Raw genomic sequence first — 21,774 nt, 5'->3', positions numbered from 1 at the left:
CAAAAAATTATTCTGATGCCAAGGTCAACAATATAAGTTATGAGTTATGAGTTGTGAGTGAAAAATCAAACACGATATTACAAATTACCTTCAAATTTTACATAACAATCGGGGAAGATTCCGAGTTACTGCTGGCGTGACAAATGCGATTTTTGCCTTCGGTTTTGGCTTTAAAAAGGGCGCTGTCAGCGCTGCGAATTAGGGCATTGGGAGATTCCCGGGCAGAAGGAATCGCTGTCGCAATGCCGCAACTGAGGGTAACGTAGGGGCCGATCGACGATCGCGCGTGGGGTAGTTTCAAGCTGGCGATGCCGTCGCAAATTTTTTGGGCGACAGCGTTTGCCCCTTCGGCGCTAGTGTTGGGCAGCACTAGGGCAAATTCTTCGCCACCGTAGCGGGCAGTCAAATCCCCAGCCCGGTTGGTGGCGCTGGCGATCGCCCCGGCAACTTGGCGCAAACAATCGTCCCCGCCGAGGTGCCCATAAAACTCGTTGTAAAGTTTAAAAAAGTCGATGTCAAACATAATTAAAGACAGCGGCAGTTCCTCTCTGGCCAATCTGCGCCACTCTAAGCTCAAAACTCGATCGAACTGGCGACGATTGGCAATGCCAGTCAGTCCGTCAGTAGTTGCCAGTTGCTGCAATTTTTGATTGGCTATTGCTAGCTTGCGGTAAAGTTGAGATTGTTCGATCGCGATCGCCACTTGATTTGCCAAGTGCTGTAAAAAATCTATTTCCCACTGTTGCCATTCCCTGACACCGCTGCAATTGTATGCTGTCAGCATTCCCCACAAACTATTGCCATTTTCTGCGATCGAATCCGGCAAATTTTTACCCTGGGCCTGCGGTTTGCCACTCGCCTGGTGCCAGATATAATTTTCCGCTGCATCTTGATTGTTCTCGACTTCCCAAACACTGGCTTCTTGTGTTTCTTTTGCCGTTTCCCAGTCGCCTGATTGCCAAATTGGTACGCTGATAACTGCTGCAATTTCACAATCTGTCAACAATTCTTTGCAACTGCCAGCCAAGGGGGCAGTGTTGACATCTGCTATTGCTTGTACCGATTGGGATTCGACTAAAACAAAGCATGACACCGCCAAAGCAGCACTAATATTTTGGTTTTCAATATAACCTTCTGGCAAACCGTCACCTGCGACGATCGCACCTTTTTGCTCTTCCCCGTCCAATTGAGACACCCAATCCTGACAGCGATAAATTAAAACGCGGTCTGTTTGGAGAAATTGGCGCACTTCTGCGACGGTACTTTGGAGAATGTTTGCCGGATCTATTGACGATCGAATATGTTCGATCATTTTGCCCAACAGCCGCTGTCGCAGAGCCTGCTGCCGCAATTGTTCTTCGATTTGCTGGCGTTCGATCGCGTAATGGATAGCCCGCACCAGCAGAGTTCGGTGAAATCTTCCCTTTACCAAACAATCTTGAGCGCCCCAGCGCAATACTGAGCGGGCAATATTTTCATCGTTGATATCTGTCAGCACCACAATTGGCAATGTCGGCCATCGCCCTTTCAAAACTGCGATCGCCTCGCTTCCCCTCAAGCTGTCTGACAGTGACAAATCTAATAGTACGGCGTCAAACTTGTCTACTTCCAGACGCCCAACTCCTATCTCCAGAGACTTAACAGTTTGGAGAAGAAATAGAGACTCGCTGAATGACCCTAGAAGGTCTTCGATCATTGTCGGATCTCCGAGGTCATCCTCAACCAACAAAATTTTCAGACATTGGTTACGTGTTAACACAACTATAGCGTTCGGAGCGAGTCGAAGGCAACTTTTTTGTTTTGATAGCGATACTTGCGATCGGCAAATATTTCCGCTTATCAAATTCACTATACACTCAAACTACGCATTTAGCGCTCCATTAAAGCTTACATATCCGGTGGGAGTGAAACGATCTCAAACCAATACTCACATAAAGTCTTCATTACTTCCAGCAATCCTTCAAAAGTTACTGGTTTGGATATGAAAGAATTGGCTCCCAAGCGGTAGCAAAGCAAGATATCTCCTCTGCGGTGGGAAGTTGTGAGTATTACAACCGGAATTTGTTGCAAATGAGGGTCAGCTCTGATCAAACTTAGTGTTTCTCGCCCGTCCAGCCTCGGCATATTCAGATCCAAAAGTATCAAGTCTGGCTGATGCCAATTGCTGCTACCAACATATTGACCACGACGGTACAAGTAGTCTAGAACTTGTTCTCCATTTTCCACAAATTCGCTCGTAATTTCAAATCGAACTTCTCCCAGTGCTTCCTTCACCAAAAAGCGCGTATCCTCGTCATCGTTGGCTATTAAAAGAGTAAATCTTTTCTTTTTATAATTCACGGCTTTGCCTCACTCCGAACGTTTTTTGTGAGGTCGCTGGACTTTGATCCGTGTCTGAGTACCTGCCAATAATCTCTTGCCATCATCCGGTAAATCTTGCAGAGAACACTGAAATTGTGTTGCAATAATTTACATTTTTTCTGCATTTGCAAAGGTTTGCGAATCATGATTGTTTCACTTGGCAGTCTGTCCGAAAACCTGCAAACTGCAAACACATCACAAATCTTTCTCCGCGAACTACTATGGAAACTACTGCATCCCAAAGCAAGATGCTCTGGATACAGTTGAAAAAAATTAACAAGTCTTGCGCGCACCGCTGATTTATAAGTTGTATAAGGATAGAGCTAATAGATTTATATTGATAGATTTATAGCTCGATGTCATCAGTGAATATGCTACACTTTATAAGCATTTTTGTAAAGAAAAGATAAAGATATTTAAAGCTTAAGTAAAGGACGGGTGACAATCAAGCAATTTGGTGACAAGCCCCCGGATTCATCCGTGGAGCGAGAAAAAAGCTCCGAATCCTCTTCACTTGCCCCCGGATTTATCAGTGGAGTCGCTTTCTTCAATTCTAAAATCTAAAATCTAAAACCTAAAATCTACAATCTACAATCTACAATCTACAACCTAAAATCTAAAATCTACAACCTAAAATCTACAACCTAAAATCTAAAATCTAAAATCTAAAATCTACAATCTAAAACCTAAAATCTAAAATCTAAAATCTAAAATCTAGAACCTAAAATCTAAAATCTAAAATCTAAAATCTAAAATCTAAAATCTACAATCTAAAATCTAAAATCTAAAATCTAAAATCTAAAATCTAAAATCTAAAATCTAAAATCTAAAATCTAAAATCTAAAATCTACAATCTACAATCTAAAATCTAAAATCTACAATCTACAATCTACAATCTACAATCTACAATCTACAATCTACAATCTAAAACCTAAAATCTACAATCTACAATCTAAAACCTAAAACCTAAAATCTACAATCTACAATCTACAATCTAAAACCTAAAATCTGCAATCTAAAACCTAAAACCTAAAATCTAAAATCTAAAATCTAAAATCTAAAATCGATTGACTTTACTTTGATATAGGAATAGAAAAATAAAAAGTCGAGCCTCGATTGGGTTCTGATTCTACCCACAGGCTGCCGCCATGCCGCTCGACAATTCTTTGACAAATCGCTAAACCGATACCAGTTCCCGAATACTGTTTTTGGGTGTGCAAGCGCTGAAAAATCTGAAAAATTCGCGGATGATACTGTGAGGCAATCCCAATACCATTATCCTGCACTGAAAACACCCAGCTATCCCCCTGATGCGAAGCGTCCACCTGCACCACCGGCGCCTCACTGCTGCGGTACTTAATGGCGTTACCAATTAAATTTTGAAACAGTTGCAGCAGTTGAAAAGAGTCAGCTTTTACCCTTGGCAAATTCCCCTTAGTAACTGAAGCTTGATTCTCGCGGATGGCCAAATGCAAATTAGCACAAGCATCCTCAAAAACCTGATTGCAATCTATGAGCTCAAAAGGTTTCTGACTGCGACCTACCCGCGAATACTCCAGCAAGTCATCAATGAGCGCCTGCATCCGATCGCAAGAATGAACAATATTGCGGATAAATTTATTCCCTTGGGCATCAAGTTGGTTGGGAAAGCGTTTTTCTAATAGTTGAGCGTAGCCAGCAATCGTGCTCAAAGGCGCTTGCAAATCATGAGAAGCCACATAAGCAAACTGTTCTAGTTCGGCATTAGAACGAGTTAATTCTTGAGCGTAGCGGGTTTGAGCGTCTAAACTCGCTTGCAGCATTTCTTGTACCAGCTTGCGTTCAGAAATATCCTCGATCGCACAAATCAAATACTGCAGCGTCCCCTTGACATCGCGCATTGCCGACACAGTAACATTTGCCCAGCGCACTGCCTCATCTTTGCATAGCAAACGCTTTTCCACAGAAAAAGTTTGAATCTTCCCAGATAACAGCGAACCCAGGTATTCTCTGTCCGCTTCTCTGTCATCTGGGTGAGTAATTGCCTCCCAATTTTGCTGTAACAATTCAGATTGTGCATAGCGGACAATTTGACAAAAGCCAGGATTTACCCGCATAAATTTACCGCAAAGCGCTGTTTTAGCTATGCCGACCGCAGCTTGCTCGAATATCGCGCGGAAGCGTTCTTCGCTGTCTCGTAGGGCAATTTCTGCTCGTTTACGCTCGGTAATGTTACGAAATGTTACTGCCAGACCATCGTTTAATTTGACCGCCACAATGTGCAGCCAAACAATTGTATCTCCCTCCTGTTCATAATAAAATTCTTGGTCTACAGTTTCTCCTGTTTCTACTACAGAAACATACAAATCAAATAACCTGTTATTGCTAACTTGGGAAACTTTGGCTAACAAATTCTTGCCAACTATCTCATTTAATAGCAGACCATAAAATTTTTCAGCAGCAGGGTTAATCAACAGCCACTGGAAATCTACAATATTTCCCTCACTGTTGCGGACTGCAGAATAAGCCACCACACAGTCTAAGGAACTATTTAATATGCTAGCCAGCAGCGACTGCGACTGTTGCAGTTGATAATTTTGTTCTTTTAATTGCTGTTGCAGCTTTTGCAAGCGGACTTGCTTGTCGATGCGCGCTAAAACTTCTTCTACTTGAAATGGTTTCGTAATATAGTCGGCGCCTCCTACTCGAAAAGCTTGTAATTTATCGTTCATTTCATCTAATACGCTTAAAAAAATTACCGGAATTTGTTCAGTTTCAGGTGTCGCTTTCAGTCTCCGACAAACTTCATAACCGCTCATTTCCGGCATTCTAATGTCGAGCAAAATTAAATCCGGGCGATGGGCGATCGCCACATTCAACGCCAGTTGACCGGAAATAGCTCGGTAAACTTGATAGCCCTGGGATGTTAGCAGTTTGGATAAGAACCGCAGATTGCTTGGTTGGTCATCAACCACCAATACTTTAATTTCGCTATTATCCATTTATTTTAAACTCGATCGAGTTAAATCCATTATCTTGTCGAGTCGGTAATCGGCAAGCAAATCTTTTAAAGCCTCAGCTAAAGTTGGATGACTTTCCCAGATGCGATCGACAAGTTGAATCGCCAGCTCTTCATTAACATCATTAGCTGCGTCATGGAGTTCCTTCACCCAGCTTTGAGGCATTTGAGCCAGCAGCCCTCCGAAAAATGAATCGGGTTTTTCGTTCACACAATAACGCCGTAAAGCCCCGACAGGGAGTCGGGGCAACTCTTGATAAAGATAGCGCACTCCCAAGTAGCAAGCCATCTTATCAAAAAGGATTTGTTCTTGAAAAGGTTTCCGCACAAAATCGTCGCAACCTGCGGCGATAATTTCGCCTTTTTTTTCCTCAAAAGTGCTAGCAGTCAGAGCAATAATTACAGTTCGCCACTGAGTTTGTTTCTCTTTGGCTCTAATTTGTCGGACAGCTTCAAAACCGTCCATTACTGGCATTCGCGTATCCAGCCAAATTAAATGAGGCTGCCAACTTTCCCAAAGTTCAACCGCTTGGTAGCCATTTTCCGCTTCTCGGACTTCAAAACCAATTGGTTGCAACATTTTAACCAGCAGCAGCCGATTTTCTTGATTGTCGTCAACTGCTAAAATCCGATAAATCGGTTGATCTGCTTCTAGTCCGATCGCACGCTGGAATGTCGCCACTGTTATTTCCGACGAAATAGCGGCAAATACTCGGATATTAAATTTAAAACTGGTTCCCTCACCTAAAACACTTTTCACCCAAATATCCCCCCCCATTATTTGCACGTATTTTTTAGTAATTGTCAAACCCAATCCCGTACCATCAGCCGCTTTTCTCCCCGCTTGTGTTTGCACAAAAGCATCAAATAAAGTATCAATTTCTGCTGCTGCTATGCCAATTCCAGTGTCTTCAACTTCAAACAAAATTAACAATGGATCGACGAAGGTATAGTTAAGATGAGTTTCCGATTCTGCCGACTGTGGCTGGTTGCTTTCCACGCTCACGCGCAGCCAAATACGGCCCCCGTCGTGAGTGAATTTCATGGCATTTGCCAGCAGGTTAATTAAGCAAACGCGCAGCTTTTTTTCGTCAGTTTTTATATATTGGGGAACATTAGCCTCGACGGAAAATCTCAGTTGCATTTTTTTTGTTTCAGCTTTAATTTGAAACATTTCTTCGAGAGTGTCGAGGAGTTGATAAAGGTCAAAGCTGCGTTGATCTAAGCCAATTATCCCTGCTTCTATTTTCGACAAGTCTAAAACATCGTTAATTAGTTCCAGCAAATGTTGACCGCTGCGGTTAATAATTCGGAGATTTTCGAGATTTTCGTGGCCCAGCAAAGAGTCGCGGCTCATGACTTGGGTAAAACCCAGGATGGCGTTCAGGGGAGTCCGCAATTCGTGGCTCATGTTGGCAACGAATTGACTTTTTGCTAGCGATGCAGCGGCCGCTGCTTCTTCGGCTTTTTTGCGTTCTATTATTTCTTCTTGCAGTTCTTTATTGCGATCGAGCAATTGTTTTTTCAATCTCTGGATAGTCAGTTGGTGTTCGATTCGCGCTAAAACTTCTGCTACATGAAACGGTTTTGTGACATAATCAACCCCTCCCACTTGAAAGGCGGTTAGTTTGTCCAATACTTCATCTAAAGCGCTGATAAAAATCACAGGAATTTCGGATGTCTTCGGATCTTCCTTGAGCTGGGTGCAGACTTCGTAGCCGTCCATTTCCGGCATTTTGATGTCGAGCAAAATCAAATCGGGACAACCAGAGCGCGCGGCCCTGATTGCCATTTTGCCGTTAATTACGCCGCGGACTTTGTAGCCCCTATCGGACAGCGTTGCTGATAAAACTTGCAAATTTTCTGGAGTATCGTCAACAATTAATATGTTGCCTTTATTTTCTTCTATTTGATTTTTGATCATCGATCGCTATTTTTTGTTAATTTAAAATTTGTGGGAATTATCAATAGTGGTTAAATAGTCATTATAGCACTCCCTCCTCAATCAACTCCTTTTATATTTACAGAACTTATCCTAGTTAAGATTTGAGATTAGATATTGGAGATTAAAGAATTGGGAAGGACTGATGATTGGCAGGGTGTGGAGCTTGGCTACAAGTAAATTAGTCGATCGCCCGCAGGCGAGTTTACAAATAGGCGATCGACCTACACAATCAATAATCCTGAACCTGCCACTATTATCCCTTCTTCTTTCATCCTTCAACAATTTCTAAACTCCTCAATCAAATCGATAATCCGATCGCACCGGAAGTTATTCGCCAAATCGGCGATCGCGTTGCCGAAACTAGCATTAATAGGAGGAATCGACAACAACAGCCGAAAAATCTCCTCGTTATCAACCGCATCCGCCGCAGAATACAATTCATCAACCCATTCCGCAGGCATAGCTTCCAAAAATGAAGTATTCAGCGTAAAAGCCAAATCAGCCGTTTCACTTACCCTGGAAACCTCGCCGGACACCGCAGCATCAGAACTTAGCGAAGCTTCTCGATCGTAAACATAGCGGACTCCCAGATACTTAGCCATCTTTTCCAGAATCACTTGCTCCCGAAAAGGCTTCGCTACAAAATCATCGCAACCAGCAGACAAAATCAGCGATCGCTCCTCATCAAAAGCACTTGCAGTCAGAGCAATAATCACCGTTGCTTGACCTTTCAAATGCGCTTTAATCTGTTTAGTAGCTTCGTAACCGTCCATCACCGGCATCCGCATATCCATCCAAATCAAATGAGGTTCCCAACTCGACCACATTTCCACAGCTTGAACCCCATTTTCAGCTTCCTGCACCGCAAAGCCAAGGGATGTCAGCATTCTAACCAACAGCAAGCGGCTTTCCAGGCGATCGTCAACAGCTAAAATCCGGTATTCTGGCTGTCCGGGTTCCAGGCCCACCACTCGGCGAGCTGTTTGAGCCACCTGAATTTCCACTGCATTAGGGAGCGAAACTTTAACATCAAATCTAAAAATGCTGCCGCGACCGAGGGTGCTTGTTACCGTCATCTTCCCTCCCATTAACTTAACGAACTGCTGGCTGATTGGCAAGCCCAAACCGGTTCCTTCTTGAGCTTTTTTCCCGCTCTCTGTTTGCGCGAAAGGTTTAAACAAATTCTCCATTTCTTCCGCAGAAATTCCTGAACCAGTGTCTTGCACTTCAAATAGCAAACAGCAACTGTCAATTGGTTGAATCTCTCCCTCATTTTTAGTTTTTAACAACTCATGTTTGATTCTCAAGTTGACACCACCTTCTGCCGTGAACTTAATAGCATTTCCCACTACATTTATCAAGACTTGTCGCAACTTGCTTTCGTCAGTTTCTATATATTGAGGGAGAGCTGGTGAACAATCAAAAATTAACTGCAACCCTTTTTTTTCGGCTTGCAGCTTCAGCATATTTTCAGTATTTTTTAGCATTTTATGCAAGTCGAAGGTGCTATTATTAAGTGTCACCAGCCCGACTTCAATTTTTGACATTTGCAGAATATTGTTAATCAGAACAAGCAAATGTTCCCCGCTCTGGGTAATAATTCCTAAGTATTGCTGTTGGTCGGCATCGAGGTCTGGGTCGCGGGCAAGCAGTTGGCTGAAACCGAGAATTGCGTTGAGGGGAGTTCGCAATTCGTGGCTCATATTCGAGAGAAATTCGCTTTTTGCCCTGTTCGCTCTGTCGGCTTCTTCTTTGGCTTTTTGCAGGACTATTTCAGCTTGTTTGCGTTCGGTAATATCGCTAGCAGTGCCTGTTGTGCCGATGATGTTGCCTTCAGCGTCCATGCGCGCGATCGCCTTGGTATTTACATCAATCTTTCTACCGTCTTTTCCTAATACTATATTTTCGTACTGAAACACAGTTTTTCCCGTCAGCAAGCGCTGCTGAAGTTCCCATTTCCAGTCTATTTCTCCGGGAGCCAAGAAATCGCTAAAAGAACAGCCGAGCATTTCTTCAGGCTCGTAACCGTATATTTGTTTAACTGCTTGGTTGACAAAAGTAATGTGTCCTTGAGCATTGCAAGACCAGATAATATCTTGGGAAGTCTCAACTAAATGACGGTATTTTTCTTCGCTCTCTGCAAGGGCTATTTCTGCTAGCTTGCGTGGAGTAATGTCCATCAAAGTTGTGAATAGTTTTGTCACTTGCCCTTGTTGGTTGACAACTACTTCTCCTCTGGCTTCGATGTAGCGGATGAAGCCGGCTTCACTTATTTGTGACGGAGAATTATCCGCAACAATTTTCTGTTCCGGGCGCAGAATTCGATATTCCAAAGTGTAAGATTGCCCGCTAGCAATAGCAGTGTCGATCGTTGTTTGCCACTTTTGTCGATCGTCGGGATGCACGTATTGCAAAAACTCAGTTAGTGTTGGCGCAGGCTCGGTTGGAGCGATCCCAAAAATCCGAGATAATTCTTCCGACCAAGTAGTTGTGTTGGCCGATAAATCGCATTCCCAATTACCGACACGGGCGATTCTTTGCGCTGCTGCTAAAGAAGCCGCTATAGCTCGGAGTTTTTCTTCCGCTAATTTGCGATCGCTAATATCTTGAATCACAGAAATTACGCAGGTTTCCCCATGAATTTCAATGATTTCTGCTGACAGCAGCCCCGTTCTAACTTCCCCTGTTTTAGTGCGAAAATTAAATTCGTAATTCAGAATAATTTGTTTTTCATCTAACAGTTTAAACAACTCGGCGCGGGCTTGTATATTTTCCCAAAGATTCAACTCAAGCGCCGTGCGATCGAGAATTTCTGCAGCAGAATAACCAATAGTCTGACAAAAAGCCTCATTAATTTCTAAATAACGACCGTCATTAAATCTGGTAATAGTAATCGGGTTGGGAGAAGAACGAAAAGCTTTAGCAAACTTTTCCTCAGACAAGCGCAGTTGTGCAGTCCGCTCCTCGACTAAAGTTTCCAGTTCTTGATTTAGCTTTTGGAGCTGAGCATTTTGTTGCGCTAATTGCTTCTCCCTAAAATAGCTGTTAATCGCTTCTTTTACCGTCAACTTCAAATCTTCCGACTGCCAAGGTTTCGATATGTATCGGTACAATTTAGCATATTTAATAGTATTCGCCACGGCTTCTAAGTCTGCTTGCCCCGTCAGCATAATTTTGATAGTCTTTGGCAAAATTCGGTGAATCTGCTTCAGCAATTCGTCCCCTTTGATATTCGGCATCAGATAGTCGGAAATTACTGCTACTATTTCGCAGCCCTCTGCCAGTAATTCCTCGATTAACTCTAAAGCATCTTCGCCACCTTCAGCGGTTTCTAATAAGTGTTCTTCCCCCAGGGTTTTTTTTAACTCAATTTTCAAACTTTCCAGAATTATCGGTTCGTCATCCACACAAATAATCACAGGTTTATTGTTCATATTTTTGTCAAACCAGATTTTATAGTTTCTACTAATTCTTGGCGCTCCCACGGCTTGTACAAACAACGGTGCAAGTTTGCTTGCTCTTTCACCCGTGATATTGCTACTTCGTCTGCTTGCCCGGTCAGCATAACTTTCACAATTTTAGGATATTTTTGGTGAACCATAATCAAAAAATCATCTCCTTTAATCCCTGGCATTAACCAGTCAGATACTATGACTAAAATATCACTTTCATCTTCTTTTTGAATTTCCTCCATAATTTCCAGAGCTTCATCTGCATTTTCTGCTACTTCATAGAGGTAAGCATCCCCAAATTCTTTTTTAAGTTGAATTTTCAAACTATTTAAGACCACAACTTCATCGTCAACGCACAAAATTACTGGTTTAGACATAAAACTTTACTTATATTAAAATTGTAAAATTGGGTAATTTCCCGGTTTTTTTTATTGCTATCAAGGGATTCCTATGGGCAAGGATATAGTAAATTTTGTTTGACCAGGCACGCTTTCTACTTGCAGTCCACCTTGATGTTTCTCCAGAATTTTTTGAACTATATCTAATCCCAACCCACTGCCTTCCCCTGGAGGTTTAGTTGTAAAAAACGGCTCAAAAATTCTCGGCATAATTTCTGGGGGAATGCCGGGGCCACTGTCGGTAATACTGACTGATATTGCATTCGCTTGGTGTTTGACATCAATTTTTAACACGCCTTTGTTACCCATCGCTTGTAAAGCATTGTGAACTAAATTTGTCCAAACTTGACTGAGTTCATCAGGATAGCATAGCACAGAGGGCAAATTAGTACCATAGTTTCTGACTACTTCCACACCGTGTTTGATTTGGTACTGGTAAAGCGTTAAAACAGTATCAATACCGTCGGTAATATTAGCGATTACTTTAGAACCCGACTGGTCGTAACGAGAGTAGCTTTTCAAAGCAAAAACGATTTTAGCTGCCCTATCCGTGGCAGTAGCAATATTTTTGGTACTTTTTAGTACCGTAGCAAATTGGTAGGCGATTTGTACAATGTTTCGACTTTGGCTGTCTTTCAACAAAGGTAAAAAAGGTTCTAAATTATTGCCGATACCGATATCTAATAAAGTACAGGCAAGACTAGCGGCGTCGTCAATGTTTTCTGATTCTAATTTACCCTGCAAAAGTTTTTTTAACTGACGTTTTTCTTTACTAGATAATGTATCTGTTTCTTGGCTGGACTTGTGTAGTAAAGCAAAGAAATCCTGTCGCCTTTCCGGGGATAGTTGTTGAAAAAATATCGGCAACTGCTGCAACTGTTCCGTCCAGAAGTCGGCGATGTTCTGCACAGAAGAGCGAATCGCCCCTAAAGGAGAATTGATTTCATGAGCAACTCCGGCAATTAACTGTCCGAGGGCTGCCATTTTTTCTGATTGAATAAGTTCTTTTTGAGTCCGCTTCAGTTCTTCTAAGGTATGAGATAACTCTGCATTTTTTTGGCACAGCGCTGACTCTGCTATTTTGCGGGCGTTAATGTTGCGGGCAACCCAAATAACTGCATCTTTTGAGAACAGAGAAATGCAGGCAGAAAACCAAATTGCGCGATCGCAAAATGTTAAGCTGTAGTCAAAATTGATAGGTTGTTGTGTTTCTAAGACTTGCTGGACTAAGACCCACCAATCATCCGGGTTGTCATCGTCAAGAAAATGTTCTATAGTCAAGCTGACTATATCGAAATCAGACTCAGAAATCGCTGCCACATTCGTTGGCAAAATTTCAATGTTCCGCTGACTATCTAGCACGAGAACGATGTCGGTCATCGCTTCAAAAACGGCGCGTACTTTCCTTTCAGAAAAGTGCAATTTTTCTTCGAGCAATTTTCTACCGCTAATTTGTTGCTGCAATTCTTCGTTACTGGCTGCTAGTTGAACTGTGCGATCTAGAACCCGCTGTTCGAGTTCGGTGTTGAGGCGGCGAACTTCAGATTCAGCGGTGGTGCGGTCTTGTATTTCCTTTTTTAACTGACTGTTGGCATTAATTAATTCTAAAGTTCGCTGTTTGATTTGTTCTTCCAAATTATCATTTAAGAGTCGCAATTTTTCCTCGACTTCAGTTCTCCGCAACGCTTCTTTTTGCAATTCTTCGTTCATTTTGTTCAACTCCTGAATTTTGTCGGCGACTGTTTCCTGCAAAAGCTCGACATTTGCGTGCATTTCTACCGGATCTAAGGCCTGCAGCAGGCTAATTTCAGTCACAATTCCGGCTAAATATCCTTCCTCGTCCACCACCACCAAGCGCCGGATGCCGTGCTGCTGCATTAACTGGTGAGCCTGCCACAAGGTGGCTTTTACCTGCAACGGTATCAGCGGAAAACTCATCGCGGCGGTGACGGGAGTACGTGCGAAATCTAGCCCCGAAGCTTGGAATTTAACAATATCGCGTTCTGTAATTATGCCCACAGGTTTCTGATTTTTGTTGTCGCTGTCAGTGCAAATGACTATGCAGCTTTTTCGCTGGGTTCTCATCTGTTTTACGACTTCTAAAACTGAAGCGCTGCTTGAGGTAACTATTACTTGTGTGGTCATAATTTCTTCGGCGCGCCACATTTTTAGCAAGTCGGCCGGTTTGAGGATTTGACGGATGCTTTCGCAGGTGATAGCGCCTAGTAACTTGCCACCTTCGTCTAGGAGGGGTAAATGACGGATTCTTTTCGATCCCAATATGCTCAATACTTTGAAGATATTTCCCCCTTGATCGAGGTTCAGGGCGATCGGGTTTTCAGTCATCACCTCAGAAATTGCCACCCCTGCTAGCGGTATTTCGCTAGCAGTTATTTTCACAACATCACGTTCTGTAAAAATTCCGAGCAATTTCTGCTCAAACGCGATTAAAATACAACTGGCACTCGCCTGAGTCATGGCAGCAATTGCGACTTTCAAGGGTGTGTCTGGAGGCAGCACCGGCGGTTTGGGGTCGATCGCCTGTTCTAGCAAGCTTTGAGTATCAGAAACTGTTGGTGACATGGGCAAATCAAGGGGGATAGATGCAGGGGAAACCGCCACTTAATACCATTTTAGATTTCAGATTTTACAGTCGCGGTATCCTCACAGCAATAGAGAATTGACATCGGTCTAAAGTTGCATTTTAGTCCCGCATTGGTATGATTTTTAGTGCGATCGCGCTAAACGGCGATATGAATTGGCACGATACACGTCCTTTGGCCGATAACTGATGTTACTTCTATTTTAGCCAAATGTTTTTCCACACTTTTTTTAACAATCTCCAGTCCCAACCCGCTGCCTTCGTCGGCGGGTTTTGTGGTAAACAACGGGTCACATATTCGTGGCAAAATTACCAAGTAATTCAGTTGCCACTGACGAGCGCCGGCTCTGATTTTCTTCTCTCACCTCTAATTTTAAAATTAGGCAATTATCTATCGCTTGTAAACCATTGTGCATCAGATTTATCGAAAATTGTTTTAGTTCGTCTGGATTACACAACTATTTAGGCAGTGTAGCTTAAGATTCTCTGACAATTTCTACTCGGTGTTGTAGTCTTTTAATCAAAAATTAATGAATTTTTAAGGGGTTATTAATAGTAGCAATTACTTTTCTACCATACATTTATATCGAGAATATTTTTGAAATTAAAAATTACTTTTGTGGCTCTCTGTGTACCAGATGATCTTCTTGGCAAGCTGTGAATAAATGGCAGAGACTATCTGACTGACTCAGCAAGTTAAGCTAATCCGCATTTAAATTGCATAGTAAAATAAATTTTTCCTCTTGTGGGGAGTAGGGGTTGGGCATCCTGCCCGCCCTCAACATACAAATTAAATGCACAACAGCTTAAGCACCCTTTGATGAAATATGTAATTGCAGTGCAAATTTATGGATTCCTTATGTTGAGCAAGCCGGATGCTCGATTCAGAAATTTCGTGTTTTATTTTTGTAAGTTCTTGTCCTGAAAAATAGGAATATTGCGAGTTTTTCCTCATAGCAGACAACTTCAAAATCAGCGTTTTTGACAAAAAATTAATAGCTTTCTCGGAACATTGGCAGAGTTTCCCTGACATGAAACTTGTCGTGAGCGATACAAGCTGCTACTTATAATATCCTGCCTCAGAGGCTGTTGGCATTGAACATCGATAACTGTAGCTATGTGTTGCAGGAACTAGCAGCCCAGAAAATCAGGGTGTCCGCAATTGTAAATAATAACCCTGCCTTTGCGCGCAAGCATTCAAGGCAGGGTTATTATTGAGTATTCCGAATTCTCAAGGGTGAAGCGAGGGCGCTGCTGCCGACTTCGGCTGCCCAGCAGTGCACTACTCGCCCAATCGAGTTATTTTAGCGCTGCGTTGGGCCAACATCAGCACTACATAAATAGTCATTACATAGCCGGCGGCCAGAATGGGAATAATTAGAGGAATATCGCGATAAATCATAATTAGAACCAAAAGTCAAGGACGAGGAGGAGCAGGACAAGTTCAAGACCTACTACATTAAGTCAGCACGCAAGACCATGCCTTGGTTCTGAAGGCTGTTTTTCCATATCAAGCCTGCGGGAACATTTAGGCGTTCCCGGTCATCAACAATGATTTACTGCTTTACAGATGCTTAAACAGCCTAAAACCATCCACTTTAGCTGCTTTGAGCTACCGTGCACATAAGATGCGCTACTCTTAACTTCTGAAAACTTTTAGCCGCGAGGAACTAAAAATCTGTACCAGAAATTTTGGCTGCGATCGACTAACAAGGCTGGCTCTACGAAACTTTTACAGGCACCTAATAGCTACCTGCCCGTCTGGCTGTACTTAATGTATAGAATTGTTTAAATCCTTAATACCCATAATAACACAGGGTTTCTGGGATTTAGAGAATTTTTGGCAAGGTCCTTAACAATTCGATACAATAGGGGCAACCCCTCTGGCAGCCGGCTACTCGCCTCTGGCAGACGGGTGACTCCCATCGGGTGGTAGATGACAAATAACTGCAGATATCCTAGATTTTTCTTTTCTATTGCAGAGAATTACCTTAAAATAAAGATATGATATGTAAAATTTTGTTACTTTACGGCTTGAGTCGGCGTATCCATGATCTCTAGCACTCTCCTATTTTCCTCGGTTGAAGAAGACCTGCGACTGTTGACAGAAAACTTAAAACAGTTAGTGGGTGCCCGTCATCCCATCTTGTACGCGGCTGCAGAATACTTATTCGGCACAAAGGGAAAACGAGTGAGACCCGCGATCGTTCTGTTGATGGCCAAGGCGACTATGCCCGATCGGGAAATCACAGAAAAACACCGCCGCCTCGCTGAAATCACGGAAATGATCCACACAGCTAGTCTCGTGCACGACGACGTGGTGGACGAGTCGGATCTGCGGCGAGGAGTGCCGACGGTTCACAGTCGGTTTAACAACCGAGTGGCAGTATTGGCGGGAGACTTTCTGTTTGCTCAATCTTCCTGGCATTTGGCAAATCTCGACAACCTGCCAGTAGTCAAACTGCTTTCAGAAGTGATTATGGATTTAGCTGAGGGGGAAATTCAACAGGGACTAAATGGATTTGACACCAGCTTGTCGATCGAAGCGTACCTCGAAAAAAGTTATTACAAAACAGCGTCTTTAATTGCCAACAGTTCCAAAGCAGCGGGCTGTTTGAGCGAGGTTTCAGCGTCCATAGCAGACGATTTGTACAACTACGGGCGAAACATTGGTTTGGCATTCCAAATAGTAGATGATATATTAGATTTCACCGCTTCAACGGAAACTTTGGGGAAACCTGCAGGCTCGGATCTCAGAAGCGGTAATCTGACAGCACCCGCACTATTTGCCCTAGAAGAAAAACCTTACTTGGAAGTTCTCATAGAACGGGAATTTGCCCAAGAAGGAGATTTAGAGCAGGCCCTGGCACTGGTAGAAGATTCTAGAGGCATAGAGCGATCGCGAGAACTAGCCACAAACCACGCACAGAAAGCAGTCGAATACTTAGCTGCGCTGCCCCATTCAGAGTCCCGCCAAGCTTTGATTGATTTGGCTGAATACGTTTTGAGTAGACTTTATTAGAGGTTAAAAAGTTACACTTTATTGGTAATGGGGAATTGGTAATGGGGAATTCCCAATGCCTAATGCCCTGTTACCAATTAATAGAAAATTGATTTGTTTAGGCAAGATCCGGCGGTGGAGCCGATCGATACTGTTGCAAGTAAACGTTAATTAAACTCTGTACTTGCTCGCGAGGGATTTCCGTCCCGACTTCCTGATTTCCGGGACTTTCAAAAAAAACAATGCTGTCAAGACCTTCGAGAGCTATCATCTGAAATAAAATGTGAGTGACAGGCAAAAGCACCGGTCTGAGGCGATCGCCCCCAGCAGCCGCAGCCTGCGACGCATCTTTAATACTGCTCCAAGCATAAATCACCCTCTTCTCCCGTCCCGGTTGCTTGAGATTGCTCAAAACCACGATCGCCCAACTTTGGTCTACCGCTTGCAGGATCGAGTATTCAAGGTGCTGTAGCTGTTGGGCAATTAACACCAGGGCCGGGGCGATCGCCTTTAAGATTTGTGGCGTCGAACCGTCGGGCGGAGCTTTTTCGATCAATGCTTGAATCTGTTGGTCTAAATCCATCAGTCAGTTCTTTGATATCTAAAATTAAAAATTTCAGGTTAGCAGGTTCGCATCCAAGTATATATTACCCCTTGGAGTTTAGCTAGTCAGACGGGAATCCCCACACGCTTGTCGCTTCGATTAGTGTGGGATGACTCGTCGCGTGAATCGAGGATTCCACATTTTCATGGTAATTAGCTCAGCAACAAAAGATTTAATCGATCAACTTCTTTTGGAGAATATTTCTTTGGCTGGTATAGCTAGAAGCACGGGTGTTTCTCAAAAATGGTTACAGGATTACGTAAATAATAAATATGCCTCACTCGAACGCAGAGTAAAGGTTAAACCTAAAAAAAGTCAGATTGAATGTTGAATGTGATGAACTGTGCCCATTTGTAGATTACCAAGAAAATAAGCAATGGGTGTGGCGCCGCAATGGATAGAGAGACCAGAGAAATTATTGGTCTTTATATTGGTGATCGTAGCGAAGAAGGAGCCAAACAATTATGGAATTCTCTACCTTCTGTATATCGACAATGTGCTGTTTGCTATACAGATTTTTGGGCTGCATATGCTTGTATTTTTCCTTCGCTACGCCCTCAGCCAGTTGGGAAAGACAGTGGAAAAACTAATCACATTGAAAGATTTAATAATACTTTGCGCCAACGTGTTTTTCGGATCGTAAGAAAAACTCTTTCATTTTCTAAAAAGTTAGAAAACCATATTGGTGCTATTTGGTATTTTATCCATCATTACAACTATGTTTTGAGCCAATAAATATCTAATCACTACATATTTATTACTACCCCGCAGCTAAACAGTTGCCATCAATGATTCTGATTTGATAATTAGCTAGTAACTTTGGTGGACTATCTCCCAGAAATTGCATCACATCAGTCATAGAGGCAGCAGTTTCTCCTAAATACTGCAAGATGGGGTGAGCCAATAGCTTGTATGCTAGTCCTACAAGGTTTCAACCATTATACCGATACCCGCAAATCGAAGAGAACGGCAACAGTCGCCGATCTAAGTTTATTCGTAAGGTTGCCAAGCTTGTCGCCAGCGACCGTTGCCGTTCAAGATTCACCAAGAATGCCTGAATAAAGAACACCTTGACAGGGCTACCCCGCTTTAGCCTATTGGTTGCCACCCGGTAAACTAGGGGATATGCTTTCACTCCTGCACTTGGAGGGAAGGACTTACCGCATGGCGGTTCACCTTCAAATGTAACCAGTTGTCACCAGTCTCATCAACTGGGCTAACCGTCTCGCAAGCTTTTTAACTTACTTTAGGTTAAACGAATCGCACACTCCGATCGGTACCGGGTTGTTGACTGCTTACTTGAGGCATGACCGGACTTCAAATGAAGTTTTTTACGTGGGAGTAGCGGGTGTGAATCCGGTAGGGAAGTGGGCTTCCCATACTAAACAACCTTATCAGGTCGCACTCGGCTAAACGAATCGCACCCGAAACAATATAATTACACAATCGCAGCCGCTTTCATCGCGAAAATGCGATCGATCGCATCTTCAACAACCTTATCAGGCGTAGAAGCACCCGAAGTCACGCCCACTACAATTTTACCATCCGGTAGCCAACCTTCAGTTACGACCAAATCTCCCCCCAAAGGCTTGTGTTCGATCCGATTTCCCGGTAAAATGCGCTCCGCACAATCAATGTGAAAAGAAGGAACAGTTTTGTCGATCGCAATTTCCTGTAAATGCGTAGTATTAGAAGAATTAAAACCCCCAATCACCAGCATCAAATCCAACTTTTCCTCAACCAAACTCAACATAGCATCTTGCCGTTCCTGAGTCGCATCGCAGATAGTATTAAAACTCAGAAAATGCTCGCTCAAATTCTCCGGTCCGAACTTCCGCATCATTGTTTTTTCAAACAACTTGCCAATATTCTCTGTCTCAGTTTTGAGCATAGTAGTTTGGTTAGCAATTCCTACCCTTTCTAAATCCAGATCCGGGTCAAAACCAGCAGAATAAGCCTTACTAAACTTAGTAAGAAACTCAGCGCGATCGCCCCCATGCAAGATATAATTGCTGACATATTCAGCTTCTTGCCAATTCAGCACAATCAAATACTTATCAGCAAAAGAACTCGTAGCAACAGTTTCCTCATGCTTATACTGACCGTGAATAATCGAAGTGTAATCCTTTTTTTTGTGCTTTTCAACAGTATTCCAAACCTTAGAAACCCAAGGACAAGTAGTATCAACAATCTTGCAGCCCTTATCATTAAGCAACTGCATTTCTTGGACGCTGGCCCCAAAAGCAGGTAAAATTACCACATCGCCGATATCGACAACCGAAAAATCTTTCTGCCCCTTTTCCACAGCAATAAAACCAACTTCCATATCGCGCAAATGCTGATTGACAGACGGATTATGAATAATCTCATTAGTAATCCAAATCCGTTCGGTTGGGAAATGCTGGCGAGTCTCGTAAGCAATAGCTACAGCGCGTTCCACCCCCCAGCAAAAGCCAAAAGCCTCAGCTAGCCGGATCGTGACAGCCCCACGTTCCAGTCTGTAATTATTGTCGCGAATTTGCTGGATCAGACTGCTTTGATAAGCCGTCTGCATTACCCCAGCTACCTCAGCTTCGTGTCCGAAACCCTTGCGGTGGTAGTTTTCCGACTGTTGGAGCGATCGTTTAAAAGCTTTAGTATCCATGCGGTATCGAGTTGAAATCTAGGTTAATTACCTTTGATTTTAGAATGCCTGGGGTGCGATCGGACTTATTGGCTCAGTAGCAAACAGGGCATATGCTATTTATACGATCGACACATTGAATTGAGAGCCAAGAAAGAATGAACGCGCCTTCGCGGCTCGTTAAAAAAAACTTAAAAAAAAGCGTAGAGACCCAGATACCTGCATCTCTACACGATCGAACTTATTCAAATAATCAGCTTCAAATCTTCTTCGGCGCAAAAGGAGAACTCGATTCAAACGAACTGAAACCGCCGCCAAAATCCTCACCGTAAGCTTCTTCCCCGTGCAAGTCAATATCCAAACCTTTGTCTTCAGCAGATGACGGCACTCGCAGTTCCATAAACTGTTCCAAAATTTTCAGGATCGCAAAAGTGCCGACACCCGCAAACACGTAAGTAGCTAGAACGCCTATCAACTGGGTGCCGATTTGCCCCGGATTCCCGGCAAACAGCCCGTCCTTTCCGGCAGCGTTAACCGCTTTAGTGGCAAACACGCCCGTCAGAATCGCGCCCACAGTTCCGCCGACGCCGTGAAGCGGGAAGGTATCCAAAGAGTCGTCAAATCCAAGCTTAGCGCGCCAGCTAATGGCAAAGAAGCAACAAACCGAAGCGATCGATCCGATCAAAAGCGCTCCCACTGGCAGCACGAATCCAGCGGCAGGTGTGATGCCGACCAATCCCGCGAGGAAACCGCTAGCAATTCCCACTGCTGTCGGTTTGCCTCTGAGCACCCATTCGACAATTGTCCAAGTTAAACCGCCGACTGCTGCTGAAATCATCGTGGTGACAAAAGCCACTGTTGCTAAAGAACCAGCTCCCAAAGCGCTACCGCCGTTGAAGCCAAACCAGCCAAACCACAGCATCCCAATTCCCAACAAGACGTAGGGTACGTTGTGGGGGGTGTGGGGTTTCTTCAAGTGGTCTTTGCGGGGCCCGATTACCCAAGCTGCGACAACTGCTGAAACACCGCAACTGATGTGCACGACTGTGCCGCCGGCAAAGTCTAAAACTCCGATCGCCTCCAGCCAGCCTCTACCCCAAACCCAGTGAGCTAAAGGAGAGTAGATAAAGGTAGACCACAGCAGCACGAACCAGAAATAGGTTTTAAATGTTACCCGTTCGACGATCGCCCCGGAAATCAAGGCTGGAGTTATGATGGCGAACATCATCTGGTACACCATGAAGACTTGGTGGGGTATTCTCGGTGCATAGCCGATCGGATCTGGTGTGTCCGCCGTGACGTTGTTCAAGAACATCCAGTCGAAGCCGCCGATGAAGCTTTCGATCCCTTGCCCAAACCCTTTAGGATTTAGGTTGCTGGCGGTGACATCAAAGGCCAAACTGTAGCCCCACAGCGTCCATGTGACGCCGATCAGTCCCATCATGATTAAGCTCATCATCATGGTGTTGAGGACGTTGCGCGATCGCACCAGTCCCCCGTAGAAAAACGCCAGCCCTGGTGTCATCAGCAATACCAGTGCTGAGGAAACCAACATCCAGGCCGTATCGCCGGTGTCGATCGGATTTGGCACCACCGCAGCAGTACCAGCAGCATCTTGAGCTAAGGCATTGTCCGTTAGCGGCACGCTTAACAGCAACAGCGCGATGATGCCGATCATTAAACTTTTTTTGATCACGTTAGTTGTTGTACCTTCTCATAGCTGGTAAAAGTATAGTCATTTATAGACATGGGAGGCTTCAAGTCCCTCCCCTTTCACTTTTACTTTGAGC

At 43.7% G+C, this 21,774-nt stretch carries 13 protein-coding genes and 1 pseudogene; 2 read left to right on the top strand and 12 right to left on the bottom strand.

Annotated features, from left to right (window positions below; translation table 11 throughout):
* Positions 1-97 precede the first annotated feature (97 nt).
* The 8 genes from QT984_RS24580 to QT984_RS29875 form a co-directional block, all read right to left on the bottom strand.
* Positions 98-1,759, bottom strand: a complete 1,662-nt coding sequence (locus tag QT984_RS24580; RefSeq protein WP_333056996.1) for a diguanylate cyclase domain-containing protein — start codon at positions 1,757-1,759, stop codon at positions 98-100.
* A 128-nt stretch (positions 1,760-1,887) separates the two neighbouring features.
* Positions 1,888-2,340: a response regulator gene (locus QT984_RS24575; RefSeq protein ID WP_333056994.1), complete on the bottom strand. Its 453-nt coding sequence runs from the start codon at positions 2,338-2,340 to the stop codon at positions 1,888-1,890.
* A gap of 1,094 nt (positions 2,341-3,434) precedes the next feature.
* Positions 3,435-5,342, bottom strand: a complete 1,908-nt coding sequence (locus tag QT984_RS24570) for a PAS domain S-box protein (RefSeq protein ID WP_333056993.1) — start codon at positions 5,340-5,342, stop codon at positions 3,435-3,437.
* Positions 5,343-7,283 carry a response regulator gene (locus tag QT984_RS24565; protein WP_333056992.1) on the bottom strand — a complete coding sequence of 647 codons (1,941 nt, stop codon included), beginning with the start codon at positions 7,281-7,283 and terminating at the stop codon, positions 5,343-5,345. It abuts the gene before it with no gap.
* A gap of 296 nt (positions 7,284-7,579) precedes the next feature.
* Positions 7,580-10,738, bottom strand: a complete 3,159-nt coding sequence (locus QT984_RS24560) for a PAS domain S-box protein (protein ID WP_333375169.1) — start codon at positions 10,736-10,738, stop codon at positions 7,580-7,582.
* Positions 10,735-11,133, bottom strand: coding sequence for a response regulator (locus QT984_RS24555; protein WP_333056990.1), 399 nt, complete (start codon positions 11,131-11,133; stop codon positions 10,735-10,737). Before QT984_RS24555 ends, QT984_RS24560 begins: the two co-directional genes overlap by 4 nt.
* Positions 11,134-11,193: 60 nt before the next feature.
* Positions 11,194-13,737, bottom strand: coding sequence for a CBS domain-containing protein (locus QT984_RS24550; RefSeq protein WP_333056989.1), 2,544 nt, complete (start codon positions 13,735-13,737; stop codon positions 11,194-11,196).
* 158 nt (positions 13,738-13,895) lie between these two features.
* On the bottom strand, positions 13,896-14,063 hold the full coding sequence (locus QT984_RS29875; protein WP_333211996.1) for an ATP-binding protein: 168 nt from the start codon (positions 14,061-14,063) through the stop codon (positions 13,896-13,898).
* Positions 14,064-15,806: 1,743 nt separating this feature from the next.
* Here QT984_RS29875 and sds point away from each other — a divergent pair.
* On the top strand, positions 15,807-16,778 hold the full coding sequence (sds, locus tag QT984_RS24545; protein WP_333211994.1) for a solanesyl diphosphate synthase: 972 nt from the start codon (positions 15,807-15,809) through the stop codon (positions 16,776-16,778).
* A 97-nt stretch (positions 16,779-16,875) separates the two neighbouring features.
* On the opposite strand, the gene QT984_RS24540 is transcribed toward sds, so the two are convergent.
* Complete coding sequence (locus QT984_RS24540; RefSeq protein WP_333056987.1) at positions 16,876-17,340, bottom strand: hypothetical protein; 465 nt, start codon at positions 17,338-17,340, stop codon at positions 16,876-16,878.
* Positions 17,341-17,512: 172 nt separating this feature from the next.
* Here QT984_RS24540 and QT984_RS24535 point away from each other — a divergent pair.
* Positions 17,513-18,096: pseudogene (locus QT984_RS24535) on the top strand (IS1 family transposase); the annotation flags it as partial.
* Positions 18,097-18,121: 25 nt separating this feature from the next.
* Here the strand turns inward: QT984_RS24535 and QT984_RS24530 are convergent.
* The 3 genes from QT984_RS24530 to QT984_RS24520 form a co-directional block, all read right to left on the bottom strand.
* On the bottom strand, positions 18,122-18,265 hold the full coding sequence (locus QT984_RS24530) for a hypothetical protein (protein WP_333056986.1): 144 nt from the start codon (positions 18,263-18,265) through the stop codon (positions 18,122-18,124).
* 534 nt (positions 18,266-18,799) lie between these two features.
* The gene (locus QT984_RS24525; RefSeq protein WP_333211992.1) at positions 18,800-20,005 is read right to left on the bottom strand and encodes a 4-hydroxy-3-methylbut-2-enyl diphosphate reductase; all 1,206 of its coding nucleotides are present in this window, start codon (positions 20,003-20,005) and stop codon (positions 18,800-18,802) included.
* Between the two features lie 238 nt (positions 20,006-20,243).
* Positions 20,244-21,680, bottom strand: coding sequence for an ammonium transporter (locus QT984_RS24520; RefSeq protein ID WP_333375167.1), 1,437 nt, complete (start codon positions 21,678-21,680; stop codon positions 20,244-20,246).
* Positions 21,681-21,774: the final 94 nt, after the last annotated feature.

The organism is Microcoleus sp. Z1_B2 (assembly GCF_036700325.1).
Taxonomy (GTDB): Bacteria; Cyanobacteriota; Cyanobacteriia; order Cyanobacteriales; family Microcoleaceae; genus Microcoleus.
Note: the sequence above shows the minus strand (reverse complement) of the source record. Positions and strands in the feature narration are given on the sequence as shown.